This window comes from Candidatus Enterococcus huntleyi, assembly GCF_009933175.1.
Classification (GTDB): domain Bacteria; phylum Bacillota; class Bacilli; order Lactobacillales; family Enterococcaceae; genus Enterococcus_K; species Enterococcus_K huntleyi.
This window is the reverse complement of the sequence record NZ_MAEJ01000009.1, coordinates 31,892-47,338: the sequence shown is the minus strand read 5'-3', so window position 1 is coordinate 47,338 and position 15,447 is coordinate 31,892. Positions and strand designations below refer to the sequence as shown.

The following is a 15,447-nucleotide window of genomic DNA, read 5'->3' as shown; positions in this document are numbered from 1 at the left end:
TTGGAAAAGGAAACGCAGAACGGTAAAGCAGCCGTATTAGGATTACAGCATTTATTAGCTATGTATGCAGGAGCGGTTGCTGTACCGTTACTTATCGGTACAGGGTTAAACTTTAATGAGCAACAAATGACTTACTTAATTTCGATTGATATTTTTATGTGTGGGATTGCTACTTTGCTTCAATTAACAGTCAACAAATTCTTCGGAATTGGCTTGCCAGTTGTTCTAGGATGTGCAATTCAAGCAGTGGCTCCGCTGATTTTGATTGGTAATAATAGCGGAATCGGCGCCATTTATGGCTCGGTTATTGCTTCAGGTGTTTTTGTCGTATTAATCGCAGGGGTCTTTTCAAAGATTAAGAAATTATTCCCGCCATTGGTGACAGGGACGGTAATTACCGTTATTGGTCTAACATTAATTCCGGTAGCAGTTGAAAAAATGGGTGGCGGTTTAAAAACTGATCCAAGCTTTGGCGACCCTACGAATTTATTATTAGCGTTTGTGACAATTGGTCTAATTATTGGTATTCAAATTTTCGCTAAAGGTTTCATTCGTTCGATTGCTGTTTTGATTGGTTTAGTTGGTGGAACGGTGCTTGCAGCAGTCTTAGGTCAAGTTGATTTAGCAGCTATTGGTCATGCGCCAGTCTTCCATGTACCTCAGCCTTTCTATTTTGGTATGCCAACCTTTGATGTTTGGTCAATTCTTTTGATGGTAATTATTTCAATCGTCAGCATGGTAGAGTCAACAGGTGTTTACTTCGCTTTAGGTGATATTACTGGAAAAAAAGTTGGCGAAGATGACTTGAAACGTGGCTATCGTGCAGAAGGTTTAGCAGTTGTTTTAGGCGGGATTTTCAATACCTTCCCTTATACAGGCTTCTCACAGAACGTTGGTTTAGTTCAATTATCTGGGATTAAAACTAGAAAACCCATTTACTTCACAGCCTTTTTCTTGATTGCTTTAGGACTTTTTCCTAAAGTTGGAGCCTTAGCTCAAATCATTCCTGAATCAGTTTTAGGAGGCGGCATGTTAGTGATGTTTGGTATGGTCGCTGTTCAAGGAATGCGGATGCTTTCAAAAGTTGATTTTAATAATGATAAGAATTTATTGATTATCGCTGTTTCGATTGGTTTTGGTCTAGGCTTTAACGTATTGCCAGGTCTATTCAGTCAAATGCCAGAAACGTTACAAATGTTTACTGGAAATGGAATCGTTATGAGTAGTTTAACGGCCATTGTACTGAACGTACTATTCAATGGATTGAAATCAGAAGAAGAAATTTAGTGTTTCTTAAAAAGAAGGAAGTTGCTTTGTCAACTTTCTTCTTTTTTATCCAGTCATAAACCGAACAATCGGTGAAAAACAGATGATAATATTCGAAAATTCTTTGACAGGGAAAACAAGCCTTGATAAAATGAAATCGAATAAAAGAGAGTGAGGCAGATCAATGACCGTTTTAGTAGCTGTAATTATGGGAAGCCAATCTGACTGGGAAACAATGAAGCACGCCTGTGCCAGTCTAGAAGAATTGGGGATTCCTTATGAAAAGAAAGTTGTTTCAGCTCATCGTACACCTGATTTGATGTTTAAATATGCTGAAGAAGCGCGAGGGCGTGGCCTTAAAGTAATTATTGCTGGGGCAGGAGGAGCAGCTCATTTACCAGGAATGGTCGCTGCCAAAACAACCTTGCCAGTAATCGGAGTTCCAGTTCAATCACGAACATTGAATGGCTTGGATTCGTTATTGTCGATTGTTCAAATGCCAGGAGGAATTCCTGTTGCAACAACAGCAATCGGAAAAGCTGGGGCAATTAATGCAGGTTTACTTGCGGCGCAGATGCTTTCCATGTATGATTTAGAGGTAGCGGAACGACTGGACGAAAAAAGAAAAGTCATGACGGAAACTGTAATGGAAAGTAGTGATCAACTTGGTTAAACCTTTATTACCTGGTTCGGTAATCGGGATTGTTGGCGGCGGTCAGTTAGGCCGTATGATGGCACAGAGTGCAAAAGAAATGGGTTTTCGAGTAGGAGTACTAGATCCGACTGAAGATTGCCCTGCTTCACAAGTCGCTGATTGGCAAATTGTGGCTGAATACGATGATAATTTTGCCCTTGAAGAAATGGCGAAACGTGTCGATGTAATTACGTATGAATTTGAGAATGTCAGTGTCGAAGCACTTAATACAATTTTGCCGATGACGTCGATTCCTCAAGGAACTGATTTATTAGCAATTACGCAAGATCGTTTAATGGAAAAATCATTTTTAGAATCGAATAATATTGTGATTGCCCCTTATGCAACGATTATTAGCCCAACGGATATTCAAGAAGAGATTGATAGTATCGGCTATCCGTGTGTCTTAAAGACCACGCGCGGCGGCTATGATGGTAAAGGTCAGTATGTCTTATACGGCATGCAAGACTTGGCGCCTTCTATGAATCTTTTGCGCGAAGGAACCTGTGTCCTAGAAGCTTGGATTCCTTATGAAAAAGAATTATCGGTGCTTGTTGCAGGTGATGGCGAAGGAGAATATACTGTTTTTCCGGTGGTGGAAAATCGCCATAGAGACAATATCCTTCACGAAACAATAGCTCCGGCTAATGTTTCTGCAGAAGTCATTGAAGAGGCTCAAAGAATTGCTAAAGTCATTGCTGAAGCGATTGGCTTAGCTGGAACTTTAGCAGTTGAGATGTTCTTAACAGAAAGTGGCAGCATTTATGTCAATGAGATGGCACCTAGACCGCATAATTCAGGACATTATACGATTGAAGCGTGTTCTATTAGCCAATTTGATGCTCACATTCGTGGGATTGCGGGTTGGCCATTACCAGAAATTCGTTTGTTAAGCGATGCTGTGATGGTTAACATTCTAGGGGATGAATTACTCAAGACCTATGACTTGACGATGGAAAAAGCCGCTTGGCAATTTCATTATTATGGGAAAGCAGAAGCTAAATCTGGGCGTAAAATGGGTCATATCACTATTTTAACTGAGAATATAGAAGAAACCTTAAAAGAAGTTAAACAAACAAATATTTGGGATTAAGAATAGGAGAAACTTTTTATGTTGGATCGTTATACAAGACCAGAGATGGGTCGAATTTGGACAGATCAAAATCGTTATCAAGCGTGGTTAGAAGTTGAAATTTTAGCTGATGAAGCTTGGGCAGAATTAGGGGAAATTCCTAAAGAGGATGCTAAAAAGATTCGCGAAAATGCTCGCTTTGATATTGACCGCATTTTAGAAATTGAAGAACAGACTCGACATGACGTTGTAGCATTTACTCGTTCTGTTTCTGAATCGTTAGGTGAAGAGCGGAAATGGGTTCATTATGGCTTAACAAGCACCGACGTAGTGGATACAGCATATGGCTATTTAATCAAACAGGCCAATGATATTTTACGTGAAGACTTACAACGTTTTACTGAAATCATCGGTGAAAAAGCTAAAGAACACAAACGGACTGTCATGATGGGCAGAACCCATGGTGTGCATGCAGAACCAACTACTTTTGGCTTAAAATTAGCTTTATGGTATTCAGAAATGAAACGCAACATTGAACGCTTTGAGCATGCAGCAAAAGGGGTTGAAGCCGGGAAAATTTCTGGTGCAGTAGGTACTTTTGCCAATATTCCGCCTTTTGTTGAAGCTTATGTCTGCGATAAGCTAGGGATTCGTGCGCAGGATATTTCTACCCAAGTCTTACCACGCGATTTACATGCTGAGTATTTTTCAGCAATGGCCTTGATTGCGACAAGTATCGAAAAATTTGCCACAGAAATCCGTGGTTTACAAAAATCCGAAACGCGAGAAGTCGAAGAGTTCTTCGCGAAAGGCCAAAAAGGATCTTCAGCGATGCCTCATAAACGTAATCCGATTGGTTCAGAAAATATGACGGGTCTAGCTCGTGTTGTCCGCGGACATATGATTACTGCCTATGAAGATGTTTCATTGTGGCATGAACGAGATATTTCTCATTCGTCAGCTGAACGTATTATCTTACCAGACACGACGATTCTCTTGAATTATATGTTAAACCGTTTTGGTAATATCGTGAAAAATCTGACAGTCTTCCCAGAGAATATGAAGCGTAACATGAACGCAACATTCGGCTTAATCTATAGCCAGCGTGTACTGTTGAAGTTGATTGATCATGGCATGTCTCGTGAAGAAGCTTATGATTTAGTGCAACCTAAAACAGCTTACGCTTGGGATAATCAAACAGCTTTCCGACCGTTGTTAGATGCAGATGAAAAAATTACCTCTGTGTTATCCAAAGAAGAGCTGGATGATGCCTTTGACTACAATTACCATCTAAAAAACGTTGAAACAATTTTTGAACGTGTTGGGTTAGGGGAATAAAACGTACGGGGTATTATCAGGGACTTGTAATCTGTTTCGTTGCGAATAATTCTGCTAATTAAAGCAGATGAGACAAATAATCAGGTAGTCTTGATAGAAGTGCTGAAGAGTGGCTTCTATCAAGACTATTTTTTTATTTGAATAAAGAGAGTGTAGCAAAACCAATTAGTGGTTTTGCTACACTCTCTTTTATGCATAATTAATTGATAAGCCGCTTGGTTGAATCAGGTTGTTTTTACGAAGGGCAGTTGTGAGCTCTTCGACAAATTTGAAATCATATTCATGTAGATTGTAAAAAACCTGAATGCGGTAATGATTTTTGAAAATATGTTGTTCATGTAATTGATGAATAATCAATTCATTATTTTTTTTATTAACGAATCGTAGGGTCCGTTTGCGACATTCAAAATGTCGATGAGTGGCCCGTTTTAATTTTCGAAAAGTATAGAAGCTAGCATGTTCGTTTAAGTGATGAACTGCTTCTAAAGCGAGTAAATCATTGTATAAACGGACTTGTTCTTCCGTATCAAGATCTGCTAAAAACTGCTGCACCATTGTCTGTAAACTCGTCATCCAAGTTTCCTCCTCTAGAGCCTTATCGCTATTTTTGGATAGGTAAAATAGGTTCATTACTTATACCCTATACTATAGCACTAGTTCATAAAAATGTAAACGCTTCTTAAATTGATTGGAATATCAGCGTTATATATTTTTAGCAAAACACGAACGTTAAGTTTTATTTATTCAATAAATGAACGGAAAATATTGACCCGAAAACAGATGATTGTTAAACTAAATACAAACATTAAGCTGAACGTTAGAGATAATTATTGTTTGTAACGTTCGAACAAGGGAGAGGTCAAGTAGTGGAAAAACAAGCGTTGCTCTATGAAGGAAAAGCTAAAAAACTTTATAAAACTGATGAAGAAGGTGTTCTTTGGGTAGAATATCTGAATCAAGCAACTGCTCTAAATGGTGTGAAAAAAGATCAAATCCAAGGAAAAGGCGAATTAAATAATCAAATCACTTCGGAAATTTTCGAAAAATTGAAAGAACGAGGGATTTCTAGCCATTTCATCAAAAAACTATCAAAAACCGAACAATTAGTTGAAGCAGTAACAATTATCCCCTTAGAAGTCGTCGTGCGAAATATCGCCGCAGGCAGCTTTTCTAAACGTTTAGATGTGCCTGAAGGACAACCCCTAAAATTTCCAATCATTGAGTTTTATTACAAAGAAGACCGCTTAGATGATCCACTAATCAATGAAGATCACATTCTCGCTTTAGAGATTGCCACAACTGAACAAATTCAAGAAATTAAAACCATCACTCGACAAATCAATCAAGCCTTAATTGACCTGTTCAAGGAATTATCAATCAAGCTAGTCGATTTTAAAGTCGAGTTTGGGCTAAATCAAGCAGGTCGGATTTTATTAGCTGACGAAATTTCACCGGATACTTGTCGTTTATGGGATGCTGAGACGAATGACCATTTGGACAAAGATATTTACCGTCGTGATTTAGGTGATATCGTGCCTGTCTATCAAGAAGTCTTGCGCCGTTTAGAAGAAATTTAGTCTAAACAGTAACGTCAGTCAGAGAGTTATCAATCGAAGAAAATAGTTACTTATTTAAATTAAAATAAAAAACAAACACAAGAAGGAGCTATCAACCATGTATTTTGTAAAAGTTTATGTAACCTATAAGGATTCAGTATTAGACCCACAAGGAGAAGCCGTGAAAGGTGCCGTGCATCGGATGGGCTATGCGGAGATTGAAGAGATTCGGATTGGCAAATACTTCGAAATTAAAGTGGCTAAATCAGAGCGACCAGTAGAAGAAATGATCGAAGAAGTGTGTGACAAATTGTTAGCGAACGTCAATATGGAAACGTATCGTTATGAAATCTCAACAACGGAGGAAGCCTAACATGAAATTTGCTGTCATTGTTTTTCCTGGATCAAACTGTGACATGGATATGTTATGGGCGGTCAAAGATATTATGGGCGCTGAGGCTGAATATGTTCGCCACGATGCGACTTCTCTAGAAGGCTTTGATGGCGTCTTGTTGCCTGGGGGCTTTTCTTATGGTGATTACCTACGTTGCGGTGCGATTGCTCGTTTTTCTAAAATTATGTCTGAAGTGATTCGTTTTGCTGACGAAGGCAAACCAGTCTTTGGGACATGCAATGGCTTCCAAGTTTTAACGGAAGCTGGCCTGTTACCTGGTGCGCTGAAACGAAATGATTCGCTACATTTTGTCTGTAAAACAGTGCCATTGAAAGTAGTCAATAACCAAACGAAATTTACCTCTGATTATGACGAAAATGAAGTCATTCAAATTCCTGTTGCGCACGGAGAAGGAAATTATTACTGTGATGAAGCAACCTTGCAAGAATTAAAAGATAATCAACAAATCGTCTTCACTTATGGCGAAAATATCAACGGCAGTCTGGAACAAATTGCCGGAATCACAAATAAAGCGGGCAATGTGCTAGGCATGATGCCTCACCCAGAACGCGCAATGGAAGAGCTATTAGGTTCTGCTGACGGCAAACGTTTCTTCTCTTCTATCCTAAAAAATTTCGGAAAGGTGACTGCAAACTAATGATGAAAGTGATGGAGCCAACACCACAAGAGATTAAAGAACAACGCATTTATGCGGAATGGGGATTAACGGATGAAGAATATCAGTTGATTTCTGAAAAAATACTTAAAAGAATGCCAAACTACACAGAAACTGGTTTATTTTCAGTCATGTGGAGTGAACATTGTTCATATAAAAATTCAAAACCAGTCTTACGGAAATTCCCAACGTCTGGCCCACAGGTGCTACAAGGACCTGGTGAAGGAGCCGGAATCGTTGATATTGGTGATGGTCAAGCGGTGGTTTTTAAAGCTGAAAGTCATAATCATCCTTCTGCTGTTGAGCCTTATGAAGGAGCTGCGACTGGGGTTGGCGGAATTATTCGCGATATTTTCAGTATGGGTGCGCGTCCGATTGCGATTTTGGACTCCCTACGTTTTGGTGAATTAGATAATGAACACACCAAATATTTATTAGAAGAAGTCGTTGCTGGGATTAGCGGCTACGGCAACTGTATCGGGATTCCAACGGTTGGTGGCGAAGTGGCTTTTGACGCTTGTTACGCCGGCAATCCGCTTGTTAATGCTATGTGTGTTGGAATTATTGACCATAAGGATATTCAAAAGGGCCAAGCCAAAGGTGTTGGTAACTCAATTATGTACGTTGGAGCGAAAACGGGACGCGATGGGATTCACGGTGCGACGTTTGCTTCAGAGGAATTCGTTGAAGGTGAAGAACAACAACGTTCAGCTGTTCAAGTTGGCGATCCGTTTATGGAAAAATTATTATTGGAAGCTTGTTTAGAATTAATTCTCGACCATTCAGATATTTTGGTCGGTATTCAAGATATGGGCGCTGCCGGACTGGTTTCTTCTAGCTCGGAGATGGCTTCTAAAGCTGGCTCTGGTTTGAAATTATACCTAGACGATGTGCCACAACGTGAAACAAATATGACGCCATATGAAATGATGTTGTCAGAATCACAAGAACGGATGTTAATCTGTGTCGAACAAGGACACGAAGCAGAAGTCGTGGCATTATTTGAAAAATACGATCTGGATGCTGTAACGATTGGTGAAGTAACAGATGATGGGTTATACCGTCTGTATCATCGTGGCGTTGAAGTGGCGAATTTACCAGTAGATGCCTTAGCAGAGGATGCACCTGTCTATACAAAAGAACGTAAAGAACCAGCGCGTATCAAAGAATTTGCGGCTCTAGCTGAGTTCGAACCTGTTATTGAAAGTGGCAGTGAAACGTTATTGGCGTTGTTACAACAGCCAACAATTGCGTCGAAGAAAATGATTTATGAAACGTATGATTCACAAGTTCGTACGAATACTGTCGTGAGACCTGGGAGCGATGCCGCTGTTTTACGGGTTCGTGGTACAGATAAAGCCTTAGCGATGACGACGGATTGTAATGCCCGTTACTTGTATTTGAATCCTGAGATTGGTGGCCAAATTGCGGTCGCAGAAGCTGCGCGTAATATTGTGGCTAGTGGCGGACGTCCGTTAGCGATTACTGATTGCTTAAACTATGGTTCACCTGATAAACCAGAAGGCTTCTGGGAATTATGGACTTCAGCAGATGGAATTTCGGAAGCTTGTCGCGTCTTAGATACACCAGTTATTTCTGGAAATGTTTCAATGTACAATGAAACAGATGGCAAAGCAATTTACCCAACACCAATGATTGGGATGGTTGGTTTAATTGATCATCTTGATGAGATTACGACACAAGAATTTAAAACAGCCGGGGATCTAATCTATGTAGTTGGCGAAACCTTCGCTGATTTTAATGGCTCAGAATTACAAAAAATGCAGTTAGGTCGTATCGAAGGACAATTGATGAACTTTGACTTGGCGACTGAAAAAGACAATCAAGCAGCGGTTCTAGCGGCAATTAAAGCCGGCTTAGTCAAGAGTGCGCATGATAGTGCCGAAGGTGGCCTGGGTGTGGCTTTAGCGGAATCAGCATTTACTAATAATTTAGGCATCGATGTGGCTGTCGACATGCCAGTAGCGCACTTATTCTCAGAAACACAGTCACGTTTTGTTGTCTCTGTTGCGCCTGAAAATAAAGCTGCTTTTGAAGAAATCATGGCTGAAAAAGCCGTCAAGGTTGGAACAGTCACAGCGACTGGTCAATTAACGATTGCGACAGCGGACGAAACGGTCTCTGTTGAAGTTTCACAGGCGAAACAGCTTTGGGAGGATGCCATCTCATGTCTTATGAAGTAAAAAGTTTAAATGAAGAATGCGGGATTTTCGGCGTCTGGGGTCATCCAGATGCCGCGCGAGTAACGTATTTTGGTTTGCATAGTTTGCAGCATCGTGGCCAAGAAGGAGCCGGAATTGTTGTCAATAAAGACGGTATACTCGATGGTTATCGCGGCTTAGGTTTACTTTCTGATGTGTTTAAAGATGAACGTCAGTTGAGTAAATTAGAAGGAAACGCAGCGATTGGTCATGTCCGTTATGCGACAGCTGGTAATGGGAGCGTGGATAATATCCAACCTTTCCTATTCAAATTCTACGACACTTCTGTGGGGCTTGCGCATAATGGGAATTTAACCAATGCGCGCACGCTACGTCGGGAATTAGAAAAAGATGGCGCGATTTTTCATTCGAATTCAGATACAGAAATTTTGATGCATCTGATTCGTCAGAGTAAAGAGGCAACCTTTATTGAGCAATTAAAAGAATCGTTGAATACAGTCAAAGGCGGCTTTGCTTATCTGTTAATGACGGAAGATGCGATGATTGCAGCGTTAGATCCAAATGGATTCCGTCCGTTATCGATTGGTCAAATGGTTAACGGCGCCTATGTTGTGGCTTCTGAAACCTGCGCACTTGAAGTAATTGGGGCAAAATTTGTCCGCGATGTGCAGCCGGGTGAGATGGTGATTATTAATGACGAAGGTGTGACAATCGAGGCGTATACAACAGATACACAGCCAGCGATTTGTTCGATGGAATATATCTATTTTGCACGACCTGACTCAAATATCGCCGGCGTGAATGTGCATACCGCACGAAAAAATATGGGGCGCCGTTTAGCTGAAGAGGCCGCTGTTGAAGCAGATATGGTCGTGGGTGTACCAAACTCATCGCTCTCAGCAGCCAGTGGTTACGCTGAAGCTAGCGGTATTCCTTACGAGATGGGCCTTGTCAAAAATCAATATGTCGCTCGGACGTTTATTCAACCAACCCAAGAATTGCGTGAGCAAGGGGTGCGTATGAAGCTTTCAGCGGTCCGTGGGGTGGTTGAAGGCAAAAAAGTCATCATGGTTGATGATTCAATCGTTCGCGGGACAACAAGTCGTCGGATTGTCCAGCTCTTAAAAGAAGCGGGCGCTAAAGAAGTTCATGTTCGGATTGCGGCACCGCCTTTGAAATATCCATGTTTTTATGGCATCGATATTCAAACGAGAAAAGAACTGATTGCGGCAAACCTTTCGATTGACGAAATTCGTGAAGCAATCGGTGCTGATTCGCTCAGCTTTTTAAGTGAAGAAGGCTTGATTCAATCGATTGGCTTAAAATTTGATGCGCCTTATTCAGGGTTATGTATGGCTTATTTTAATGGAGATTATCCAACGCCACTCTATGATTATGAAGAAAAATATCAAGCATCACTCAAAGAAAAGACATCCTTTTTTTAGGAATGAATAGGAGCGAAGAGATATGAAGAACGCATATGCTAAAGCGGGCGTTGATGTAGAAGCGGGCTATGAAGTAGTCGAGCGAATTAAAAAACACGTAAAACGGACTGAACGTATAGGCGTGATGGGTGCACTTGGTGGATTTGGTGGTTGTTTTGATTTAAGTACGGTAGATGTAGCCGAACCTGTTCTGATTTCGGGAACAGACGGGGTCGGTACAAAATTAATGGTCGCAATTCAGGAAAATAATCACGCAACTATCGGGATTGATTGCGTGGCGATGTGTGTCAACGATATCGTGGCACAAGGGGCAGAACCTTTATATTTCTTGGATTATATCGCGACAGGTAAAAATGTGCCGGCGCGCTTAGAAGAAGTGGTCGCAGGTGTGGCAGAAGGCTGCGTACAAGCGGGTGCTGCTTTAATCGGTGGCGAAACTGCTGAAATGCCTGGCATGTACGGCGAAGATGATTATGATTTAGCTGGCTTTGCAGTAGGGATTGCTGAGAAAAGTCAACTCGTGACAGGTGAGAAGATTCAAGCGGGAGACGTTCTGCTAGGTCTGCCTTCAAGTGGAATTCACTCGAATGGTTACTCATTAGTCCGTAAAATCTTTTTTGAAAAACAAGGCTTTACTGGTTCAACTTCATTGCCAGAGCTTGAGGATAAATTATTAGGGGAAGAATTATTAGTCCCTACGAAAATTTATGTCAATGCGTTACTGCCATTAGTCAAAAAAGAATTAGTGTCAGGGATTGCCCATATTACTGGTGGTGGCTTTATTGAAAATATTCCGCGTATGATCTCAGAGGAGCTCAGCGTTGAAATTGAAATCGGTAGCTGGCCAGTCTTGCCAATCTTTGAGGCTTTACAAACATATGGCAAGATTCCGGCAGCAGAAATGTACGAAATCTTTAACATGGGGATTGGCATGGTATTGGCTGTTGCACCTGATAAAGTGGCTGATGTCAAAGCAACCTTGGCAGAAAATGGCGAAGCTTGCTTTACGATTGGTTCAGTGACAGAAAAACAAGCACAGCCAGTTGTGCTAAAAGGAGTCTAGGTCATGAGAGCAGCGATCTTGGCATCTGGCAATGGCAGTAATTTTGAGGCGATCATCCAGGCAGTAGAACGACAAGAAATTGCGATGGAGGTCGCGCTAGTATTTTCCGATAAGTCGAATGCTTACGTGCTAGAGCGAGCGAAAAATCATCAGGTTGAAGCAGTCAGCTTTTCACCAAAAGATTTTTCGGAAAAATCTGTGTATGAAGCGGAATTACTTCATTTGCTAGAAGAATATCAAGTAGAATGGGTTATCTTAGCCGGCTACATGCGGATTATTGGCCCGTGTTTATTAGAAGCCTTTCCGCAACGAATAATTAATATTCATCCGTCTTTATTACCTAATTTTCCAGGATTACACGGCATTAAAGATGCTTTTACGGCAAAGGTACCACAGACTGGCGTGACCGTACATTATATCGATGCCGGCGTCGACACGGGACCCGTGATAGCTCAAGAAGCGGTCACAGTCGCAGAAGAGGACACCTTAGAAAGCCTAGAAGCTAAAATTCATCAGGTCGAGCATCGACTGTATCCAAAAGTACTTGCTGAAATTTCACATAATTATAAAGGGGCGTAAAATTAGCTATGAGAAGAGCATTAATTAGCGTATCAGATAAAACAGGAATCGTTGCATTTGCACAAGGGTTAATCGAACAAGGAATTGAAATTATCTCAACTGGCGGCACGAAAAAAACCCTTGATGAGGCGGGCGTTCCGACAATTTCGATTGACGAAGTGACTGGTTTTCCAGAAATGATGGATGGCCGTGTGAAAACCTTACATCCAAAAATTCATGGCGGACTCTTGGGGCGTCGCGACGTACCCGCCCACATGGCAGCGATGTCTGAACACGATATTTCACCGATTGATTTTGTTTGTGTAAATTTATATCCGTTTAAAGAAACCATTCTAAAACCAGATGTAACAGAAGCACAAGCTATTGAAAATATCGATATCGGTGGACCAAGCATGTTACGTTCAGCTGCTAAAAACTTTGCTTCTGTGACGGTTGTCGTTGATCCGAAAGATTATGAAGTTGTCTTGGCAGAACTGAAAAATGACGGTGAAACATCTAGCGAAACTCGTAAAAAATTAGCCGCTAAAGTCTTCCGCCATACAGCAGCTTATGATGCGTTGATTGCTAGTTATTTGACAGAATTAGTTGAAGAAAAAACGCCAGAAACAGTGACATTTACCTATGATTTGAAACAAACGTTACGTTATGGAGAAAACAGCCATCAAGAAGCAGCCTTCTATCAAGATGCTTTACCGCAAGCCTTCTCGATTGCGAGTGCTACACAATTGCACGGTAAAGAGCTTTCCTTTAATAATATCAAGGATGCCGATGCTGCGATTCGCATTATCCGTGAATTTACCGACCCAACAGCGGTTGCTTTGAAACACATGAATCCATGTGGCATTGGCACAGGCAAAACAATCTTTGATGCGTATAGTTCTGCTTATGATGCCGATCCAGTCTCAATCTTCGGTGGGATTATCGTTTTAAACAGAACCGTTGATTTAGCCACAGCTGAACTAATGCACAAACTATTTTTAGAAATTATTATTGCGCCAGCCTTTAGTGAAGAAGCCTTTGCTTTACTTTCAAGTAAGAAAAACCTGCGTCTATTAACCCTTGATTTTACCGCTCAAAATGAGCAAGCAAAACCAGAAACAGTTTCTGTGGTTGGGGGCTTATTGATTCAAGATCAAGACGTGATTGAAGAAGTCCCAGCTGAATGGAAAGTCGTTACAAAAAGACAACCGACTGAAGATGAATTAGCAGCTTTAGCTTTTGCTTGGAAAGCTGTTAAACATGTGAAATCAAACGCGATTGTTGTAGCCAACAGCCATCAAACGTTAGGAATCGGTGCTGGACAAATGAATCGTGTCGGTTCAGTGAAATTAGCTGTGGAACAAGCCGGTGAGAAAATCTCAGAAGCCGTTCTAGCTAGTGACGCCTATTTCCCAATGAGTGATTCAGTTGAATATGCAGCCAAGAATGGCATTAAAGCAATCGTTCAACCGGGCGGCAGTATCAAAGACCAAGAATCAATTGATATGGCAGATAAATATCAAATCGCGATGGTCTTTACCGATGTCCGTCATTTTAGACATTAATCAGAAGACAGAAATAGAATGTTTATAGAATAGTTAGGCGAGGTGAGTGGGGTGTTATTGAACCACTCACTTTTGCGCAATGGACTCTTTCAATTGGACAATTAGTTTAGAAGAGAATTTTAATGGTTTTTTCTTAAATTTTGATAAAGTGAAGTCAACCTAGGAGGTACACATGAAAAAAACAGTGTTAGTCATCGGTGGTGGGGGGCGCGAACATACGCTTGCCCAAAAATTTTTAAAAAGTCCGCTTGTTGAGCGCGTCTTTTGTGCACCGGGGAATGCCGGGATGAAAAAAGATGGGATCGAACTGGTTGCGATTAGCGAGCTGGATAATCAAGGGTTAGTCGATTTTGCCAAAGAAAATCAAGTGGACTGGACATTTGTCGGTCCAGAAATTCCGTTATTGAATGGCATCGTCAATGTATTTTCTGAAGCGGGGCTGAAAGCCTTTGGACCAACCAAAGAAGCGGCTTTAATTGAAGGCTCTAAGAATTTTGCCAAAGAAATTATGGTGACCTATCAGATTCCGACAGCCGACTATCAAACCTTTACGAAGTTTTCCGAAGCGGAAGCCTATGTGAAAGAAAAAGGCGTGCCAATTGTTATCAAAGCAGACGGTTTAGCTGCTGGTAAAGGCGTCGTCGTTGCTTTAACGATGACAGAAGCAATCGCAGCCTTGAAAGATATGTTGGAGGACAACAAGTTTGGCGAGAGCGGCGCACAAGTCGTGATTGAAGAATTTTTAGAAGGACAAGAATTTTCTTTATTGGCGTTTGTTCGTGGCGAGGAAGTCTATCCAATGGTCATCGCCCAAGACCACAAACGTGCTTATAATGACGATAAAGGTCCGAATACAGGCGGAATGGGCGCTTATTCTCCCGTGCCTCAAATTCCGCAAGCGATGGTCGATCAAGCAGTTAAAGAAATTTTAGTGCCCACTGCCAAAGGTTTAGTCAAAGAAGGCCGACCATTTACCGGTATCTTATATGCCGGCTTGATTGCTACAGAAGCAGGCGCAAAAGTTATCGAGTTTAACGCCCGCTTTGGCGATCCAGAAACACAGGTTGTCTTGCAACGTTTAAATAGTGATCTAGCTGAAATCATCGATGATTTACTAAATGATCGTGTGCCAACCATTGATTGGCAAGAGACAGGTTTTAGTCTGGGTGTAGTCGTGGCCGCGGATGGTTATCCTGGTGATTATCAAAAAGGCCAACTATTACCAGAAATCCCTGCGTTTGAAAATAGTCATGTGTATTACGCTGGAGTAGCAGAACAAGAAGGTAAGCTAGTGACAAATGGTGGACGCGTCTACCTAGTGGAAGCTGCAGGCGAAACTTTGAAAGAAGCTCAGGAGAAAGTCTATGGGATTCTTGATAACTTAGATACGACCGGCACATTTTACCGGACAGATATTGGTGATAAAGCGAGTAAATAGCATGTATTTATTCTGAGATTTCATTAACTAGGGAAAGAATAAAAAGTTAAAGTGTTAGAAATCCTTCAATAGGTTTTCTAGCACTTTTTATCTGTTTTAAATATCTATGGCACATTGTCAGTTTCTACTATATATAGATTCTATAGATGAACTTATCTACCGAATTTGTATGAATAATGACCAAACTACATTTTGAACG

The 15,447-nt window shown here is 41.2% G+C and carries 14 protein-coding genes; 13 read left to right on the top strand and 1 reads right to left on the bottom strand.

The features are described 5' to 3' along the window. The 4 genes from BAU15_RS06475 (at nt 1) to purB (ending at nt 4,370) form a co-directional block, all read left to right on the top strand. Nucleotides 1–1,287 carry a nucleobase:cation symporter-2 family protein gene (locus tag BAU15_RS06475; protein ID WP_161841925.1) on the top strand — a complete coding sequence of 429 codons (1,287 nt, stop codon included), beginning with the start codon at nt 1–3 and terminating at the stop codon, nt 1,285–1,287. Nucleotides 1,288–1,450: 163 nt separating this feature from the next. Next, nucleotides 1,451–1,939 (top strand): 5-(carboxyamino)imidazole ribonucleotide mutase, encoded by a 489-nt coding sequence (gene purE, locus BAU15_RS06470; protein WP_161841924.1) that lies wholly within the window; start codon nt 1,451–1,453, stop codon nt 1,937–1,939. Continuing rightward, nucleotides 1,932–3,053 carry a 5-(carboxyamino)imidazole ribonucleotide synthase gene (purK, locus tag BAU15_RS06465; RefSeq protein ID WP_202622717.1) on the top strand — a complete coding sequence of 374 codons (1,122 nt, stop codon included), beginning with the start codon at nt 1,932–1,934 and terminating at the stop codon, nt 3,051–3,053. Before purE ends, purK begins: the two co-directional genes overlap by 8 nt. Nucleotides 3,054–3,071: 18 nt before the next feature. After that, a complete protein-coding gene (gene purB, locus BAU15_RS06460; protein ID WP_161841922.1) occupies nt 3,072–4,370 on the top strand; it encodes an adenylosuccinate lyase in 1,299 nt (432 codons plus the stop codon). A 189-nt stretch (nt 4,371–4,559) separates the two neighbouring features. Here purB and BAU15_RS06455 read toward each other — a convergent pair whose 3' ends face one another. After that, complete coding sequence (locus tag BAU15_RS06455; RefSeq protein ID WP_161841921.1) at nt 4,560–4,943, bottom strand: hypothetical protein; 384 nt, start codon at nt 4,941–4,943, stop codon at nt 4,560–4,562. Between the two features lie 293 nt (nt 4,944–5,236). On the opposite strand from BAU15_RS06455, the gene purC reads away from it, so the two are divergent. From purC to purD, 9 genes are all read left to right on the top strand, one after another. Further along, nucleotides 5,237–5,947 (top strand): phosphoribosylaminoimidazolesuccinocarboxamide synthase, encoded by a 711-nt coding sequence (purC, locus tag BAU15_RS06450; RefSeq protein WP_161841920.1) that lies wholly within the window; start codon nt 5,237–5,239, stop codon nt 5,945–5,947. Between the two features lie 97 nt (nt 5,948–6,044). Continuing rightward, a complete protein-coding gene (gene purS / locus BAU15_RS06445) occupies nt 6,045–6,299 on the top strand; it encodes a phosphoribosylformylglycinamidine synthase subunit PurS (RefSeq protein WP_161841919.1) in 255 nt (84 codons plus the stop codon). 1 nt (nt 6,300) lies between these two features. Continuing rightward, nucleotides 6,301–6,978: a phosphoribosylformylglycinamidine synthase subunit PurQ gene (gene purQ, locus BAU15_RS06440; protein ID WP_161841918.1), complete on the top strand. Its 678-nt coding sequence runs from the start codon at nt 6,301–6,303 to the stop codon at nt 6,976–6,978. Then, nucleotides 6,978–9,200 carry a phosphoribosylformylglycinamidine synthase subunit PurL gene (gene purL, locus BAU15_RS06435; RefSeq protein WP_161841917.1) on the top strand — a complete coding sequence of 741 codons (2,223 nt, stop codon included), beginning with the start codon at nt 6,978–6,980 and terminating at the stop codon, nt 9,198–9,200. Before purQ ends, purL begins: the two co-directional genes overlap by 1 nt. Then, complete coding sequence (gene purF, locus BAU15_RS06430) at nt 9,185–10,624, top strand: amidophosphoribosyltransferase (protein WP_161841916.1); 1,440 nt, start codon at nt 9,185–9,187, stop codon at nt 10,622–10,624. Before purL ends, purF begins: the two co-directional genes overlap by 16 nt. Nucleotides 10,625–10,646: 22 nt before the next feature. Continuing rightward, a complete protein-coding gene (purM, locus tag BAU15_RS06425) occupies nt 10,647–11,687 on the top strand; it encodes a phosphoribosylformylglycinamidine cyclo-ligase (protein WP_161841915.1) in 1,041 nt (346 codons plus the stop codon). A 3-nt stretch (nt 11,688–11,690) separates the two neighbouring features. After that, the gene (gene purN / locus BAU15_RS06420; RefSeq protein WP_161841914.1) at nt 11,691–12,266 is read left to right on the top strand and encodes a phosphoribosylglycinamide formyltransferase; all 576 of its coding nucleotides are present in this window, start codon (nt 11,691–11,693) and stop codon (nt 12,264–12,266) included. A gap of 8 nt (nt 12,267–12,274) precedes the next feature. Then, on the top strand, nt 12,275–13,810 hold the full coding sequence (purH, locus tag BAU15_RS06415) for a bifunctional phosphoribosylaminoimidazolecarboxamide formyltransferase/IMP cyclohydrolase (protein WP_161841913.1): 1,536 nt from the start codon (nt 12,275–12,277) through the stop codon (nt 13,808–13,810). A 172-nt stretch (nt 13,811–13,982) separates the two neighbouring features. After that, a complete protein-coding gene (gene purD / locus BAU15_RS06410; protein WP_161841912.1) occupies nt 13,983–15,248 on the top strand; it encodes a phosphoribosylamine--glycine ligase in 1,266 nt (421 codons plus the stop codon). Nucleotides 15,249–15,447: the final 199 nt, after the last annotated feature.

What these genes read in the sequence shown, in the direction of transcription:
- purE (WP_161841924.1), top strand. Translation starts at nt 1,451, where the DNA reads ATGACCGTTTTAGTAGCTGTAATTATGGGAAGCCAATCTGACTGGGAA.
- purB (WP_161841922.1), top strand. Translation starts at nt 3,072, where the DNA reads ATGTTGGATCGTTATACAAGACCAGAGATGGGTCGAATTTGGACAGAT.
- BAU15_RS06455 (WP_161841921.1), bottom strand. Translation starts at nt 4,943, where the DNA reads ATGACGAGTTTACAGACAATGGTGCAGCAGTTTTTAGCAGATCTTGAT.
- purS (WP_161841919.1), top strand. Translation starts at nt 6,045, where the DNA reads ATGTATTTTGTAAAAGTTTATGTAACCTATAAGGATTCAGTATTAGAC.
- purQ (WP_161841918.1), top strand. Translation starts at nt 6,301, where the DNA reads ATGAAATTTGCTGTCATTGTTTTTCCTGGATCAAACTGTGACATGGAT.
- purL (WP_161841917.1), top strand. Translation starts at nt 6,978, where the DNA reads ATGATGAAAGTGATGGAGCCAACACCACAAGAGATTAAAGAACAACGC.
- purF (WP_161841916.1), top strand. Translation starts at nt 9,185, where the DNA reads ATGTCTTATGAAGTAAAAAGTTTAAATGAAGAATGCGGGATTTTCGGC.
- purM (WP_161841915.1), top strand. Translation starts at nt 10,647, where the DNA reads ATGAAGAACGCATATGCTAAAGCGGGCGTTGATGTAGAAGCGGGCTAT.
- purN (WP_161841914.1), top strand. Translation starts at nt 11,691, where the DNA reads ATGAGAGCAGCGATCTTGGCATCTGGCAATGGCAGTAATTTTGAGGCG.
- purH (WP_161841913.1), top strand. Translation starts at nt 12,275, where the DNA reads ATGAGAAGAGCATTAATTAGCGTATCAGATAAAACAGGAATCGTTGCA.
- purD (WP_161841912.1), top strand. Translation starts at nt 13,983, where the DNA reads ATGAAAAAAACAGTGTTAGTCATCGGTGGTGGGGGGCGCGAACATACG.